This window comes from Bradyrhizobium sp. MOS002 (genome assembly GCF_003020115.1).
Classification (GTDB): Bacteria; Pseudomonadota; Alphaproteobacteria; order Rhizobiales; family Xanthobacteraceae; genus Bradyrhizobium.
In genome coordinates this window covers 78913-93342 of sequence record NZ_PYFX01000011.1, presented here as the reverse complement: position 1 = coordinate 93342, position 14430 = coordinate 78913, and the positions used below count along the sequence as shown (strand labels likewise).

14 protein-coding genes and 1 riboswitch are annotated in these 14430 nt (G+C 64.9%); of the genes, 11 read left to right on the top strand and 3 right to left on the bottom strand.

Features of this window, described 5'->3' with window-relative positions; translation table 11 throughout:
- Nucleotides 1-123: 123 nt before the first annotated feature.
- The 6 genes from C7G41_RS26670 to C7G41_RS26645 all read left to right on the top strand — a co-directional run bounded on the left by C7G41_RS26670 (nucleotide 124) and on the right by C7G41_RS26645 (nucleotide 7982).
- Entirely contained in the window at nucleotides 124-1692 is a 1569-nt protein-coding gene (locus C7G41_RS26670; protein ID WP_106945308.1) for a DUF4403 family protein, read from the top strand.
- A 134-nt stretch (nucleotides 1693-1826) separates the two neighbouring features.
- Nucleotides 1827-2966, top strand: coding sequence for an ABC transporter ATP-binding protein (locus tag C7G41_RS26665; protein ID WP_106945307.1), 1140 nt, complete (start codon nucleotides 1827-1829; stop codon nucleotides 2964-2966).
- 86 nt (nucleotides 2967-3052) lie between these two features.
- Nucleotides 3053-4102, top strand: coding sequence for an ABC transporter substrate-binding protein (locus C7G41_RS26660; RefSeq protein ID WP_106945306.1), 1050 nt, complete (start codon nucleotides 3053-3055; stop codon nucleotides 4100-4102).
- 289 nt (nucleotides 4103-4391) lie between these two features.
- On the top strand, nucleotides 4392-5654 hold the full coding sequence (locus C7G41_RS26655; protein WP_106945397.1) for an ABC transporter permease: 1263 nt from the start codon (nucleotides 4392-4394) through the stop codon (nucleotides 5652-5654).
- On the top strand, nucleotides 5651-6481 hold the full coding sequence (locus tag C7G41_RS26650; protein ID WP_199198620.1) for an ABC transporter permease: 831 nt from the start codon (nucleotides 5651-5653) through the stop codon (nucleotides 6479-6481). Before C7G41_RS26655 ends, C7G41_RS26650 begins: the two co-directional genes overlap by 4 nt.
- 286 nt (nucleotides 6482-6767) lie before the next feature.
- Entirely contained in the window at nucleotides 6768-7982 is a 1215-nt protein-coding gene (locus C7G41_RS26645) for an ABC transporter substrate-binding protein (protein WP_106945305.1), read from the top strand.
- A 200-nt stretch (nucleotides 7983-8182) separates the two neighbouring features.
- Here C7G41_RS26645 and C7G41_RS26640 read toward each other — a convergent pair whose 3' ends face one another.
- Both C7G41_RS26640 and C7G41_RS26635 read right to left on the bottom strand, forming a co-directional pair.
- Nucleotides 8183-8722, bottom strand: coding sequence for a PRC-barrel domain-containing protein (locus tag C7G41_RS26640; RefSeq protein WP_106945304.1), 540 nt, complete (start codon nucleotides 8720-8722; stop codon nucleotides 8183-8185).
- A 227-nt stretch (nucleotides 8723-8949) separates the two neighbouring features.
- Nucleotides 8950-9519, bottom strand: coding sequence for a hypothetical protein (locus C7G41_RS26635; RefSeq protein WP_199198619.1), 570 nt, complete (start codon nucleotides 9517-9519; stop codon nucleotides 8950-8952).
- 180 nt (nucleotides 9520-9699) lie between these two features.
- Here C7G41_RS26635 and C7G41_RS26630 point away from each other — a divergent pair, with 180 nt between their 5' ends.
- Together C7G41_RS26630 and C7G41_RS26625 are read left to right on the top strand one after the other, a co-directional pair.
- The gene (locus tag C7G41_RS26630; protein WP_106945303.1) at nucleotides 9700-10485 is read left to right on the top strand and encodes a response regulator; all 786 of its coding nucleotides are present in this window, start codon (nucleotides 9700-9702) and stop codon (nucleotides 10483-10485) included.
- Nucleotide 10486: 1 nt separating this feature from the next.
- Nucleotides 10487-11812 carry an ATP-binding protein gene (locus C7G41_RS26625; protein WP_106945302.1) on the top strand — a complete coding sequence of 442 codons (1326 nt, stop codon included), beginning with the start codon at nucleotides 10487-10489 and terminating at the stop codon, nucleotides 11810-11812.
- 60 nt (nucleotides 11813-11872) lie between these two features.
- On the opposite strand, the gene C7G41_RS26620 is transcribed toward C7G41_RS26625, so the two are convergent.
- Entirely contained in the window at nucleotides 11873-12103 is a 231-nt protein-coding gene (locus tag C7G41_RS26620) for a hypothetical protein (protein ID WP_106945301.1), read from the bottom strand.
- Nucleotides 12104-12347: 244 nt separating this feature from the next.
- On the opposite strand from C7G41_RS26620, the gene C7G41_RS26615 reads away from it, so the two are divergent.
- From C7G41_RS26615 to thiS, 3 genes are all read left to right on the top strand, one after another.
- The gene (locus tag C7G41_RS26615) at nucleotides 12348-12896 is read left to right on the top strand and encodes a transglycosylase SLT domain-containing protein (protein WP_199198618.1); all 549 of its coding nucleotides are present in this window, start codon (nucleotides 12348-12350) and stop codon (nucleotides 12894-12896) included.
- Nucleotides 12897-13095: 199 nt separating this feature from the next.
- Nucleotides 13096-13224, top strand: a riboswitch (TPP riboswitch).
- Nucleotides 13212-14231, top strand: a complete 1020-nt coding sequence (locus C7G41_RS26610; RefSeq protein WP_106945299.1) for an FAD-dependent oxidoreductase — start codon at nucleotides 13212-13214, stop codon at nucleotides 14229-14231. Its footprint overlaps the riboswitch before it by 13 nt.
- Nucleotides 14222-14419, top strand: coding sequence for a sulfur carrier protein ThiS (gene thiS / locus C7G41_RS26605; RefSeq protein WP_106945298.1), 198 nt, complete (start codon nucleotides 14222-14224; stop codon nucleotides 14417-14419). Before C7G41_RS26610 ends, thiS begins: the two co-directional genes overlap by 10 nt.
- Nucleotides 14420-14430 lie beyond the last annotated feature (11 nt).

Genomic DNA, 14430 nt, shown 5'->3' with positions numbered 1-14430 from the left:
GAATGCACGGCAATTGCGCGCTCACAGCCGTTAACCCATTCGCCCCAATTCCACCCCATCGGTACGCTCTAGCGCCTCTCTCGCCCGCCCTGTAAAATCCCTCCCGGGCGGCCTGGGGGATTGATGCGACTAACGCTGAACTTGAAGACTATCCTGATCGCCGCCGCGGTGCTGGCGGCGTCGTTCTTCATCAGCCTGAAGGCGATGGACTGGCTGTCGCCGCGCGCGACCAATTCCGCGCCCCCGGTCGCGCAACTGCCGCCGCTGCCGCCGGCCTCCAAGAGCTCGATCGTGATCGCACCGGTCGCCATCGCGGTGTCGGCGATCCGCGAGCAGGCCGAGAAGGCCGCGCCGCGTAATTTCGCGGGCAAGGCCGATAACCCGATCTCGCAGATCCTGGAGAACGCCGACATCGGCTGGTCCGCCGTACGCGGGCCGATGGCGGCTGCCGGCGACAAGGACGTACTGACGATCTCGACGCCACTCAGCGGCAAGCTGAACGTGACGGGATCGCTGTCCTCGAAGGCCACCGGCGCGCTCGGCGACGCGCTCAGCGGCGTGCTCGGCGGTGACGCGGCGAAACGGATCGGCGCGGTCAACATCAAGAACCTGAATGCCAGCGCCGAGATCAAGGGTAACGTGGTCATCACCTCGCGCCCGAAGCTCGCCGCGAACTGGCATCTCGAGCCCAATCTCGGCGCCCAGGTCAATCTCGGCGACACCAACCTCAACGTCGCCGGCGCCAAGGTCAACGTGCCGGCGCAGGTGAAGCCGCTGATCGACAAGAACGTCGGCGAGCAGATCAACATCGTCTCCGAGCGCATCCGCAACGATCCGTCGCTGCGGGAGAATGCGAAGCTGCAATGGGCCAAGGCCTGCCGCTCGATTCCGCTGCAAGGTTCGGGGTCTTCCGCCGCGCTGCCGCCGCTCTGGCTCGAGATGAAGCCGACCCGCGCCATCGCGGCGCAGCCGCGCGTCGACGCACAGAACGTGACGCTGCTGCTTGGCCTCGAGCTCGAAACGCGCGTGATCTCGACGCCGTCCAAGCCCGACTGTCCGTTCCCCGACAAGATCTCCATCGTGCCGCCTACCGGCACCGGCGTGAACATCGGTGTGCCGATCGACGTGCCCTTCACCGAGATCAACAAGCTGATCGCGGCGCAGATGGTCGGCCACACCTATCCCGAGGACGGCTCCGGTCCGGTCGATGTCACCGTGAAAAGCGTCAACGTGGTCCCGTCGGGCGAGCGGCTGCTGATCTCGCTCCTGGTCCGTGCCAAGGAGAAGAAGAGCTGGCTCGGTCTCGGCGCGGAGGCGACCGTGCATATCTGGGGCCGGCCGATGCTCGACCAGGCGCAGCAGACGCTGCGGCTCGCCGATATCCAGCTCGCGGTGGAATCCGAGGCGGCCTTCGGCCTGCTCGGCGCGGCGGCGCGCGCGGTGGTGCCGCAGATGCAGCAGGCGCTGGTGCAGAAGGCGTCTCTCGACCTGAAGCCGATCGCCGCCAACGCCCGTGAGAAGATCGCGGCCGCGATCGCCGACTACCAGAAGAGCGAGGACGGCCTCAAGGTCGATGCCAAGATCGACAGCCTCACTCTCGCCGACATCGCCTTTGATTCCAAGACGCTGCGCATCGTCGCCGAAGCCGGCGGCTCGCTCAATGTGTATGTCACCAAGCTGTCGGGAATGTAGCGCGCGCCCTTCCTCAACGGATCCGTTCGCGTCGTCGCTTGCGCCGCTGGCATTCTGGTCGGAGGATGCTAAGCTGCTCTTCACAACCTCAGACGAGGTCCTGACAGCATCGTAGCTGATAACGCGAGGACAACATGGAAGCCGGCACGGTCCCCCCTGCGCCGGCGCTGGTGCGCTTTTCCGGCATTCAAAAGACCTACGATGGCGAGCACCTCGTGGTGAAGAACCTCGATCTCGACATCAGGAAGGGCGAGTTCGTCACCCTGCTCGGCCCGTCCGGATCGGGCAAGACGACCACGCTGATGATGCTGGCCGGCTTCGAGGTTCCGACCCAGGGCGAGATTTACCTCGCGGACCGGCCGATCAAGAACGTGCCGCCACACAAGCGCGACATCGGCATGGTGTTCCAGAACTATGCCTTGTTTCCGCACCTGACGATCGCCGAGAATATCGCCTTCCCGCTATCCGTCCGCAACACGAACAAGGCCGAAGCGCAGGAGCGCGTGAGAGCGGCGTTGCGCATGATCAAGATGGAAACCCTGGCGCAGCGGCGGCCCGGGCAGCTGTCCGGCGGCCAACAGCAGCGCGTGGCGCTGGCCCGCGCGCTGGTTTTCAATCCGCAACTCGTGCTGATGGACGAGCCCCTGGGCGCCCTGGACAAACGCCTGCGCGAGCAGATGCAGCTGGAGATCAAGCAGCTGCACGAGACGATGGGCATCACCGTCGTCTATGTCACCCACGATCAGAGTGAAGCGCTCACAATGTCGGACCGCATCGCCGTGTTCAACGACGGCATCGTGCAGCAGATCGACAGGCCCGACGCGCTGTATGAGCATCCGGTGAACAGCTTCGTCGCCCATTTCATCGGCGAGAACAATGTGCTGTCCGGCACCGTCGAGACGGTGGAAAAACAATATTGCCGCGTTGCCTTGGCGGGCGGCGGCGCCGTGACCGCACGAGCGGTCAACGTATCAGGCGCAGGCGCATCGACCTCCCTGTCGGTGCGGCCGGAGCGGATCGCCATTATCCCGGATGGCACCTCCAGCGACGAACCGAACCGACTGCCGGCCAAGGTGCAGAACACCATCTATCTCGGCGACCACGCGCTGGCCGTACTCGACGTCGCCGACAACAGGGAGTTCATGGTCAAGCTTCAGCCGGGGACGCATGACAGCCTGAGAGCCGGCAGCCTGAGACCTGACAGCCTGAGACCTGGCGATGACGTGTTCATCACCTTCCGCCCGGAGGACTGCCTGGCCCTCGATCCCGTCTGATCCAACCATGCAGCATCGCTCCAACGGGGGCAGACCTGCACCGACCAAGCTCAACGCAAGTCACGTGAAAAAGAAGGAACAAGACCATGCTGAAGCGCAAGACTGTCCTGGGTTTCGCCGTCGCACTCACCGCCAGCGCGGCGCTGGCCACGGTCGCGCAGGCGCGTGACCTCACCGTCGTGTCGTGGGGCGGCGCCTATCAGGATGCCCAAAAGAAGGTCTATTTCGAGCCGTTCAAGAAAGCGGCCGGTGTTGCGATGAATGACGAGTCGTGGGACGGCGGCGTCGGTGTATTGCGCGCCAAGGTGCAGGGTGGTGCCGCCACCTGGGACGTGGTCCAGGTCGAGAGCGACGAACTGGCGGTTGGCTGCGAGGAAGGCCTGTTCGAGAAGCTCGACTATTCGAAGATCGGCGGCGAGGCCGCCTATATCCCACCGTCAGTGAATCCTTGCGGCGTTGGCGCCATCCTCTACGATTTCGTTCTCGGCTACGACAAGGACAAGCTGAAGGAGGCCCCGAAGGGATGGGCCGACTTCTTCGACACCAAGAAGATTCCCGGCAAGCGGGCCTTGCGTCAGGGCCCGAAGACCACGCTGGAGATCGCCCTCATGGCCGACGGCGTCGCGCCAAAGGACGTCTACAAGCTGCTGGCGACCGACGAAGGCATCGAGCGCGCGTTCAAGAAGCTCGACACCATCAAGGGCGACATCGTCTGGTGGAAGGCCGGCGCTCAGCCGCCGCAATTGCTCGCCTCCGGCGAGGTGGCGATGACCTCGGTCTACAATGGCCGCATCGACACCGCGAACAAGAACGAGAAGAAGAACTTTGGCATGGTGTGGGACGGGGCGCTGTTCACGCTCGACACGTGGGTGATCCTGAAAGGCAGCCCGAACAAGGACGCGGCCTACAAGTTTCTGGACTTTGCAGGCAAAGCGGAGAACCAGTCGAAGCTCTCGGAGAACATTGCCTATGGCACCTCGAACAAGGACGCAGCCGCTCTGCTCGCGCCTGCTGTTCTGAAGGACCTGCCGACGGCACCTGATAACATCAAGAATGCGGTCGAGATCAACGTTGCCTTCTGGCTCGAGAACATCGATCGCCTGACCGAGCGCTTCAACAAATGGGCAGCGAAATAGCGCGCGGCCGTATTGGGGTGCGGCGCGCATTGACAGCAGTTTCGTCGCGGCCATCCTTCGAGACGCCCGCCTTAGGCGGGCTCCTCAGGATGAGGACGGAGTGCGCGGCAGCGACGTCAGAGAGCCTCATACTGAGGAGACCGCCACCGGGTCCGCGCAAAGCGCGGCCCGATGACAGGCTCCGCGGTCGTCTCGAAGGACGAGGCGCTTGCTCAGGTCGCACTGAAAGGCCGCATGCGATTGCCCCAGCCAAAATCGCGAGAGATGTCCGGTCACGATGGCGCTCCCGATGACGGCCGCGTTCCTGACCGGCGCCGATGCCCGGACCGAGGTGCCGCTCAAGCGCCGCCTGAAGCGGGCGGAACGCGCGCGGCAGATCAAGGCGCTGGCACTCATTCTGCCGCTTCTCGTCTTTCTGCTCTTCACCTTCGCAGGCCCGATTGCCGGCATGCTGTGGCGCTCGGTCGGTGACCGGGAGGTGCGTCAGGTTCTGCCTCAAACCGTGGCTGCTCTCGCCGACTGGGACGGCAAGGACCTGCCGGATGAAAAGGCCTACGCGGCGCTGGCGGGCGACATCATGGCGGCGCGCGCCTCCGGCACCATCGCCATCGCGGCCAAGCGGCTCAACTACGCCCAGAACGGCTTTCGTACCATCCTGACCAGCACGGCACGCAATCTGAAGGCAGCGCCCGAGCCCGGCACGGCCAGGGAGACGCTGGGCAAGATCAATCCCGCATGGCGCGAACGCGCCACCTGGACCACGATCAGGGACGCCGGTGGCCCAGTGACCGGCTTCTACCTTTTGTCGGCGCTCGACCTGACGCGGAACGCGGACGGCGCGATCGTCGCAGCTCCGCCGGACCAGGCCATCTACCGCGACATTTTTACCCGCACCTTCCTCATCAGCCTCAGCGTCACGGTGCTCTGCCTGATCCTCGGCTTCCCGGTCGCCTATTTGCTGGCGGCGCTGCCGCCCGGCCGGTCGAACCTGCTGATGATCTTCGTCCTGCTGCCGTTCTGGACGTCGCTGCTGGTCCGCACCTGCGCCTGGATCGTTCTGTTGCAGAGCAAGGGCGTCGTGAACGACAGTCTGCTCTGGCTTGGCATCATCGACGAGCCGTTGCGCCTGATCTACAACCGCTTCGGTGTCTGCGTGGCCATGACCCACGTCCTCCTGCCGTTCATGATCCTGCCGCTGTACAGCAGCATGAAGGCGATCTCGCCTGCTTATATGCGCGCCGCCGCCTCGCTCGGCGCGCCACCCCTCACCGCCTTCCTGCGGATCTACCTGCCTCAGACGCTGCCCGGCATCGGCGCGGGAAGCCTGCTCGTCTTCATCCTGGCGCTCGGTTACTACATCACGCCCGCACTCGTCGGGGGCGCCGCCGATCAGATGATCAGCTACTTCATCGCGCTCTACACGACCGAGACGGCCAATTGGGGCCTTGCTTCGGCACTGGGGGCCGTGCTGCTGCTCGCCACTATTCTGCTCGCGCTCGTCTACGGAAAGCTGGTGCAGGGACAGCAGGTCACGGGAGGGATGAAGAATTGAGCGACAATTCCTCCCTCCGCACGCCGAGCCAGCGTATCGCGTGGACCGCGACCATCGTTATCTCCACGCTGGTGTTCATCTTCCTGATCGCGCCGATCCTTGCGATCATGCCGCTGTCCTTCAGCTCGGGCTCGTACCTCACCTATCCGCTGCCGGGCGTCTCCCTGCGCTGGTACGACGACTTCATCAATTCCCCGCGCTGGATGAATTCGCTGAAGAACAGCATGATCATCGGAGTCGCCTCGACCCTGCTGTCGATGGTGCTCGGCACGCTGGCGGCGCTGGGGCTGGCGCAGTGGAAGAGCCGGTTCAAGCCGCTCGTGCTGGCTTTCGTGCTGTCGCCGGTCGTCGTGCCCGGGGTCATCACCGCGGTCGGTCTGTACTTCTTCTTCGCGCCGATCGGACTGACCGGCAGTTACCTCGGCTTGATCCTGGCACATACCGCGCTGGCGACGCCCTTTGTGGTGATCACGGTCGGCGCGACGCTGCAAAGTTTCGACACCAATCTGGCGCGCGCCGCCGCCTCGCTCGGCGCCTCGCCGCTTGATGCGTTCCGCCGCGTGATCCTGCCGCTCATCCTGCCCGGCGTGGCATCGGGAGCGCTGTTCGCCTTCGCGACCAGCTTCGACGAGGTGGTGATCGTGCTGTTCATGGCAGGTCCGGAACAGCGCACCCTGCCGCGCGAGATGTTCAGCGGCATCCGCGAGAACATCAGCCCGACCATCACGGCAGCGGCTGTGATCCTGACGACGGTCTCGGTCATCCTCCTCGCCACGCTGGAAGGCCTGCGCCGACGCAACGAACGGCTCAAGGGCAGCAGCGCGTGAGCTTCTTCCTTCTCCCCTTGTGGGAGAAGGTGGCGCGAAGCGCGGATGAGGGGTCTCTCTCCGCGCGCATGACTGCGAGATGATGACTCGCTGAGAGAACCCCTCACCCGTCTCGCCGCTGCGCGGCGAGCCACCCTCTCCCACAAGGGGAGAGGGTAAAAACACCGCCGCACCCCTGCTAATTTCTCTACCCCCTCACGCATCTTTGGCTTAGCTGCCGCGTCCGTTTGTCGCTAGAACGGTCCCCGCAACAAAACCCAAACAACAACGCTGAGGGAGAAACAAAATGCAAAAACTCATCGCCGCGGTCGCGGCCAGTCTCGCTCTCGCCGCCACGTCAGGCGCCGCGCAGGCGCAGATTTCCGATGATGTCGTCAAGATCGGCGTGCTCACGGACATGTCGAGCCTCTATGCGGACGCGACCGGCAAGGGCTCGCTTGCCGCCGTCGAGATGGCGGTCGCCGATTACGGCGCCAAGGTCGCGGGCAAGCCTGTCGCAGTGGTCGCCGCCGATCACCAGAACAAGCCCGACGTCGGCGTCAACATTGCCCGCAACTGGTACGACAACGACAAGGTCGACGCGATCTTCGACGTGCCAACCTCGTCGGTGGCGCTGCCGATCTCGGCGCTGACGCGCGAGAAGAACAAGATCCACATCAATTCCGGCGGCGGCTCATCCGATATCACGGGCGTCGCCTGCTCGCCCAACACGGTGCACTGGACCTACGACACCTATGCGCTGTCGAACGTCGCCGGCAAGGCGATGGTCAAGCGCGGCGAGGACACCTGGTTCTTCGTCACCGCCGACTACGCCTTCGGCATGGCGCTGCAGCGCGACGCCGCCAACGTGGTCAAGGAAACAGGCGGCAAGGTGCTCGGCGAAGTCCGCCATCCGCTCAACTCGTCGGACTTCTCCTCTTTCCTGCTCCAGGCCCAGGCCTCCAAGGCCAAGGTGGTCGCGCTGGCGAATGCCGGCGGCGACACCACCAATGCGCTGAAGCAGGCCGCCGAGTTCGGCCTCGTGCAAGGCGGCCAGAAGATGATCGCGCTGTTGCAGGAGGTCACCGACACACATTCGCTCGGCATCAAGGCCACGCAAGGGCTGATCGTCACCGACGCGTTCTACTGGGACATGAACGAAGAGACGCGCGCCTTCTCCAAGCGCTTCAACGAGAAGGTCGGTCACATGCCGACCATGATCCAGGCGGGGCTCTATTCGGCGACCATGCATTATTTGAAGGCGATCGACGCCATCAAGTCCGACGAGGCACCGAAGGTGATGGAGCAGATGCGCAAAACGCCGGTCAACGACTTCTTCGCCAAGAACGGCAAGATCCGCATCGATGGCCGCATGGTCCACGACATGTATCTGTTCGAGGTCAAGAAGCCCGAGGACTCCAAGGGCGAGTGGGACCTCTACAAGCTGATCGCCACCGTGCCCGGCGACGAGGCCTTCCGTCCGCTCGACAAGGGCGGCTGCCCGCTGGTGAAGGGAAACTAGGGGCATTCTCCGTCATTGCGAGCAACATGTCCGCCGTAGCTCGAAGAGCGAAGGCGGGAGCGAAGCAATCCAGAAATGCATCTGCGTTGACAGGCTGACTGCTTCGTCGCAAGAGCTCCTCGCAATGACTGGAGACGAAAAGCACACGACAGCGCGCCCGGAAAAACCGGGCGCGCTTCGTTTAGCCGTTCAGAGCCGCGTTACTCCGAGTACTTGAACTCGGGCATGTTCTTCAGCTCGTCCTTGCTCGCATTGAACACGGCGTGGTCCGGATACCACTTCGACGAGGACGTGGCCGTCGTCGTGGTCGTCGCGGGCTTGTTGTCGGTGCCGGTCGCAGCACCCGTCGTCGTGGTCGCGGCGGGCTTAGCGCCCGGGTTGGTGCCGGCGCCGGTGTAGGCAACCGCCTCGTTGACGAACTTCAGCTTCTCATAGGGCACGGCGACCAGATGCTCGCCGAGGCCGAGGAAGCCGCCGACGCCGATCACGGCGATCTTGACGTTGCCGCTCTTGTCCATCAGCAGGTCATTGATCGAGCCGATGTTCTCGTTGGCGTCGTTATAGACCTTGATGCCGTCCATCTTGGACGTACGCCACTGTCCCGACGCGGTCGTGGTCGTCGTCGTGGCGGTGGTTGCGGCCGGCGCCTTGTCGGTGGTGGCGGTCGGATTTTGCGCGAACGCAACGGTTGCGAGCAGTGCGGTACCGGCGAGACCGGCCGCGATCGATTTCATCAACATATTGTCCTCTCCTTCAGCAGAAAACTTGTGTGGAGAAAACAGCTCGGATCAATCCCAGTTCCGCGCTTGCTGCAATTTCGTCGCGTAATACGCGGGTATCTGCGCTGCGTGCGATTGTTCCTAAGTCACTCAGGAACATTTCGCAGCGCACTGTTCCTCGCCGACGATCGTGCGCCCTGGGTGAAGCACGACCGCGGCGAGGAACGCGCCGATCTGCGTCGCGCAGGTCAGCTCTTGTAATCGATCAGAAGCGCGGCGAAGTCCGGGCCGCCGGATGAGCTGCCGTTGGCGCCGTAGGACGACGAAGACGATTGCGACTGCTGCAGCGCCTGGAGGAATTGCTGGAGGATCTCGGCCGTGGTGGACGCGGTCGACGTGCTGCCGGTCGAGCCCGTCGACGACGAATCCGAGGAGCTGTCGTCCGGTGGCGGACCCGGCGGGGGACCGCCTGCAGCACCGGGACCGCCGGCGCCGCCGGGGCCATCGGCGAAGGCGGACTGGAATACGTTCTTCAGCGCGTCGGCCTGGTCCGACGTCAGTTTCCCGTTCGACACCTCGCTCGAGATGAGGTCGTCGATCTTCGACTTGATGTCGTCCTTGGAGGGACGCGTGCCGCTCGACTGATCGCTCGACCGGCTCTGCTGAAGCGCCGTGTCGATGTCGGTCAGCGCCGTCGAAAGCGCCGACTGGTCCGACGACGAGACCGTGCCGGCGGACACTTCCGACTGCAATTCCTGCTGCAGCCGCTGCAACGGCGACTGGTGGTGACCGGCCGAGGCTGCCGAAATCGAGGTCATGATGGCTCCGTGAGTTCTGCGGGGTTTCGTCGCCGACCACGCCACGGTATGGTTCGCGCGTTTAACGAGACCTTGCCGCTTCCCGGCCCGGTGATGTCCTGCTGTTGCGGCATAAGCCACGGAAACAATCTGAAACAAAAATCTTCGCCATTTGGCCCGAATCTTGGACAAACAAAGCGCATGGCCATTCCCAATCCCAACATCCTCGTCGTCGAAGACGACCGTGAGACCCGGACGTTGATTGCGAAATACCTGCGCAACAACGCCTGCAACGTCACCGCCGTCAGCGACGGACGCGAGATGTCGCGCGCGATGGCCGATCATCGCGTCGACCTCATCATCCTCGACGTCATGCTGCCGGGCGAGGACGGCCTGAGCCTTTGCCGCAAGGTGCGCGCGGAGGGGCAGACGCCGATCATCATGCTGACCGCGCGCGGCGAGGACGTCGACCGCATCGTTGGCCTGGAGATGGGCGCCGACGACTATCTGCCGAAACCGTTCAACCCGCGCGAGCTGCTCGCCCGCATCAACGCGGTGCTGCGCCGCCAGGCGGCCGCGCAGACGGCGAGCTCGATCGAAGGCGCAAGCACGCTCGCCTTCGAAGGCTGGCGCATCGATCTGCGCCTGCGCGAACTGCGCAATCCCGCAGGCGCGCGCGTCGCGGTGACCAGCGCCGAGTTCGACCTGCTGCGGACATTCTGCGAGCGGCCGGGCCGCGTGTTGTCGCGCGACAGCCTGCTCGACCTCACGCAGGGGCGCAGCACCGGCTCGTTCGAGCGCTCGATTGACGTGCTGGTCAGCCGCATCCGCCGCAAGATCGAGCCCAATCCGGCCGATCCGACCATGATCAAGACGGTGCGCTCGGGTGGCTATCTGTTCACGCCAAGAACCGAAGCGGCAAGTGCTGAAGCTGCAAGTACTGAAACTACAAGCACGGAAGCGGTCGCGGCAGCCTCGAGCATCTGACATGCGGCTTTTGGGATTTTTCCATCTCAGGAGCATCAGCGGCCAGATCGCCGCGCTCGTCGTGGTGTCGATCGTCGCGCTTCATCTTGTCATCACGGCGGGTTTTCTGATTACGCGGCCGGACCGCGCGGCGGCGCCGCCCGACAGCGAGCATGAACTGGCCAATGCCGCGCTGCTGCTGTCCGCGGCCGGCGCGAGCGAGAGGCCGCGCCTTCTCGCCGACATCGCGCGCGCCTTTCCGGATCTGCGCATCGAAGCGATCGCGCCCGGCTCCGTGCCGGCCATCGGCGACAGCGAAGGCCCCCATATGCACGGGATGCGCCGCCATCTCGGTGAGGGCTACAAGGTCGTCACGCTGGCGCCGAACGGCGGTTCGTCCCGGATCGGCATCCAGCTGCCCGACGGCACAATCATCGCTGGCCATGTTGAACGCGGACGGCCGGGCTGGTTCTGGGGCAATCCCTGGATTTCGACGCTGCTGTCTGCCGTCATCAGCGTGACGCTGCTCGGCGTATGGGCCGCGCATGCGCTCGCCGCGCCGCTGTCGTCGTTTGCAAAGGCGGCCGAGAATTTCAGCCTGGACGGGACCGCCGATCCGCTGCCGGAGCGCGGCCCGGAAGAGATCCGCTCGGTCGCGCGCGCGCTCAACCGCATGCACGAGCGGATCGCGCGGCTGATGTCGGACCGCACGCGGATGCTCGCCGCGATCAGCCACGATCTGCGCACACCGATCACGCGGCTGCGCCTGCGCGCCGAGTTCGTCGAGGACGAAGGCAACCGCAAACGCATGCTGATCGATCTCGACCAGATGCGCTCGATGCTGGAATCCGTCTTGTCGCTGTTGCGCAACGATCGCCACGTCGAGGCAGTGACGCTGGTCGACATCGCGAGCACGCTGCAGCTGATCGCCGACCAGTTCGGCGACATGGGCTATGTCGTGCGCTATGACGGCCCGCTATCTGCGACCGCCGCGGCGCGGCCCGACGATTTGCATCGCGGCGTCACCAACCTCGTCGAGAACGCGGTGCGCTTCGGCGCCGAGGTGACGATCAGGCTGGACATCTCGGCCACCAAACTCGTCATCGACGTCGAGGACGACGGTCCCGGGATTTCGGATGCGCGCAAGCAGGAGATGCTGGAGCCGTTCGTGCGCGGCGACGACGCGCGCACCATGGACGAGTCCACCGGCTTCGGCCTCGGCCTGTCGATCGCGCGCGCGATCGCGATCGCCCATGGCGGCGAGCTGTCGCTGCATGACCGGGAGCCGCATGGGCTGATCGTGCGGATGCAATTGCCGGTATGGCAGCAGCCGCGGCTTGCGGCTTAAGGCATGATCCGGAAAAGTGTGCAGCGGTTTTCCGAAAAGATCATGCCCAAGGAATAAACCTCAGGCCGCGAGCGGCGGGTGCTCGAGCGCGGATTCCTCGAAGATCGCCACCGCCTCGAAGCGATAATTGCAGGCGCGGCATGTCCAGAGATAGGACACCCGCCCCTCGCCCGGCTCGATCCAGTCGGGCTGCGGGATCGACGTGCCGCATTGGGCACAGGGGTTGTTTCTTGGCATGTCTTGATTTGGGATGTCGCCGGTGTGGGCTTTGACCATGGTTGATTTTGTCATGGCACCTCTCCCGTTTCGCTGGCCGTGACATACTCGCTTTCGTCCGCACATGCGAATAGACAGGCCCGCTGTCGCGAGTTCGTCCGCCCGAGGGAACTCTGGCGCCAGCAGTGAGTCGTCACAGCGGCTCGGCGCCGCGAAAACGTTAATGGCGGCGCTTGGTCACATCATCGCCGCGTTCGGGGGCCTAAACGGCAGCCGGGCGCAGGCCTTCAATCAGTCTCAGGGACGTCCGGGATATCTGATGAAAATTTTACGTGTCGCCGCGCTGCTCGCGGCCGGACTGACGCTGCCGCAGGCCGCATTCGCGGGCCAGGCCGAGTACGCCGAGATGGTCGCGGCCCATGCGCGCGCCAACGGCGTTCCAGAGGCGCTGGTGCATCGCGTCATCATGCGCGAAAGCCGCTACCAGCCGGGCCTGGTCGGCCATGGCGGCACCATCGGGCTGATGCAGATCAAGCTCGCGACCGCCCGCGGGGTCGGCTACACCGGCGACGCCGCCGGCCTGCGCGATCCCAACACCAACCTCACCTATGCCGTGAAATATCTCGCCGGTGCCTATCACGCCGCCAATGGCGACCACAACCGGGCCGTTCGTTATTTCGCCGGCGGCTATTACTACGCCGCAAAGCGGCAGCGGCAGGAGGTCGTCCAGGTCGCCAATATGGGCGAGGCCAATATGGGCGCCTCTTGGCTCGAGCCGAACGGCAATCCGCAGCCGATGTTCGGCGCAGCACCGCACCGGAAGCTCGCCCAGCGCGTCCGCAACGCGCGGGCCCAGGCGCCGAAATAGCTCTCCTTGTCCCGGACGCGCTGCAGCGTGCAACGCTGCTGCGCAGAGCCGGGACCGAGCGTACTCCCACAGCAATGGGCCCCGGCTCAGCAGCGCATCACGTCGCCAAGAGGCGACGCACTGCGCCGCGTCCGGGGCACGAGGGCGGTGGGTTCCCGGCAACATGCGTTGACCACCCAGCCCTACTGGCATACATTAGAGCCGTTCCGAGGGGTGCTCCGAGGAGGAGCTGAGATACCGCTAAATGGGCAAATCCGCCCAGGACCGCGGTGACCCTTTGAACCTGATCCGGGTCATGCCGGCGAAGGGACAGGGATGTTGCAGACGACCAAGCGACCGGATTCCCCGGTATCCATCATCGGAGCAGGCATTGCAGGCGCCTGGCAGGCCTTGCTGTTCGCGCAGGCCGGCCACGCCGTCACCTTGCACGAGCGCGGTGACGCCGACATGACCGATGCCACCAGCCATTGGGCCGGCGGCATGCTCGCGCCCTATTGTGAGGCGGAAGTTTCCGAACCCATCATCTCCAGGCTCGGCCTGCGCTCGCTCGACATCTGGCGGCGCGAACTGCCTGATACGCCCTTCAACGGCTCGCTGGTCGTCGCCCACCCGCGCGAGCGCAACGATTTCGAGCGTTTTGCCCGGATGACCGAAGGCCATCGCCGGCTCGATGCCGCCGGTCTTGCCGAGCTCGAGCCGTCGCTCGAAGGCCGCTTCCGGGACGCGCTGTTCTTCCCGACCGAGGGCCATGTCGAGCCGCGCCGTGTGCTGCCGAAACTGCACGCGCGCATCGTTGCGGCCGGCGGCACCATCAAGTTCGACAGCGACGTCACCGCCCAGGATCTGCAAGGCCTCGACGGCATCGTGATCGACTGCCGCGGCCTTTCCGCGCGCGACGAGCAGCCGGAGCTTCGCGGCGTCAAGGGCGAGATGATCCTGATCGAGACCAGCGAGGTGCAGCTTGCGCGCCCGGTGCGGCTGATCCATCCGCGCTGGCCGCTCTATGTGATCCCGCGCGAGGACAATCTGTTCATGCTGGGCGCGACCTCGATCGAGGCCGAGGACACCGGCGTCAGCGTCCGCTCGGCGCTGGAGCTGTTGGGCGCGGCCTATGCGGTCCATCCCGCCTTCGGCGAGGCCCGCATCGTCGAATTCGGCTCCGGCCTGCGCCCCGCCTTTCCCGACAATCTGCCGCGCATCGGCATCCGCGGCGGCACGATCAGCGTGAACGGCCTGTACCGCCACGGCTTCCTGATTGCGCCAGCGCTCGCCGAGCTGACGCTTGGCTTTGTCGAGCGCGGCCAGATCGACAATGAGGTGATGCAATGCGCGTGATCGTAAATGGGGAGCAGCGCGAGATCAATTCGGCCAGCGTGGACGCGCTGCTCGCCGAGCTCGACTACGAGGGCACCCATTTCGCGATCGCGCTCAATTACGACGTCGTGCCGAAGAGCCGCTGGGCCGAGACCCACCTCAAGGCCGGCGACGAGATCGAGATCATCACGCCGCGGCAGGGAGGGTGATGGGGATGGTG

Excerpts from the sequence above, each read along its gene's own strand:
- C7G41_RS26670 (WP_106945308.1), top strand. The coding sequence starts at position 124 with ATGCGACTAACGCTGAACTTGAAGACTATCCTGATCGCCGCCGCGGTG.
- C7G41_RS26665 (WP_106945307.1), top strand. The coding sequence starts at position 1,827 with ATGGAAGCCGGCACGGTCCCCCCTGCGCCGGCGCTGGTGCGCTTTTCC.
- C7G41_RS26660 (WP_106945306.1), top strand. The coding sequence starts at position 3,053 with ATGCTGAAGCGCAAGACTGTCCTGGGTTTCGCCGTCGCACTCACCGCC.
- C7G41_RS26655 (WP_106945397.1), top strand. The coding sequence starts at position 4,392 with ATGACGGCCGCGTTCCTGACCGGCGCCGATGCCCGGACCGAGGTGCCG.
- C7G41_RS26645 (WP_106945305.1), top strand. The coding sequence starts at position 6,768 with ATGCAAAAACTCATCGCCGCGGTCGCGGCCAGTCTCGCTCTCGCCGCC.
- C7G41_RS26640 (WP_106945304.1), bottom strand. The coding sequence starts at position 8,722 with ATGTTGATGAAATCGATCGCGGCCGGTCTCGCCGGTACCGCACTGCTC.
- C7G41_RS26635 (WP_199198619.1), bottom strand. The coding sequence starts at position 9,519 with ATGACCTCGATTTCGGCAGCCTCGGCCGGTCACCACCAGTCGCCGTTG.
- C7G41_RS26630 (WP_106945303.1), top strand. The coding sequence starts at position 9,700 with ATGGCCATTCCCAATCCCAACATCCTCGTCGTCGAAGACGACCGTGAG.
- C7G41_RS26625 (WP_106945302.1), top strand. The coding sequence starts at position 10,487 with ATGCGGCTTTTGGGATTTTTCCATCTCAGGAGCATCAGCGGCCAGATC.
- C7G41_RS26620 (WP_106945301.1), bottom strand. The coding sequence starts at position 12,103 with ATGACAAAATCAACCATGGTCAAAGCCCACACCGGCGACATCCCAAAT.
- C7G41_RS26615 (WP_199198618.1), top strand. The coding sequence starts at position 12,348 with ATGAAAATTTTACGTGTCGCCGCGCTGCTCGCGGCCGGACTGACGCTG.
- C7G41_RS26610 (WP_106945299.1), top strand. The coding sequence starts at position 13,212 with ATGTTGCAGACGACCAAGCGACCGGATTCCCCGGTATCCATCATCGGA.
- thiS (WP_106945298.1), top strand. The coding sequence starts at position 14,222 with ATGCGCGTGATCGTAAATGGGGAGCAGCGCGAGATCAATTCGGCCAGC.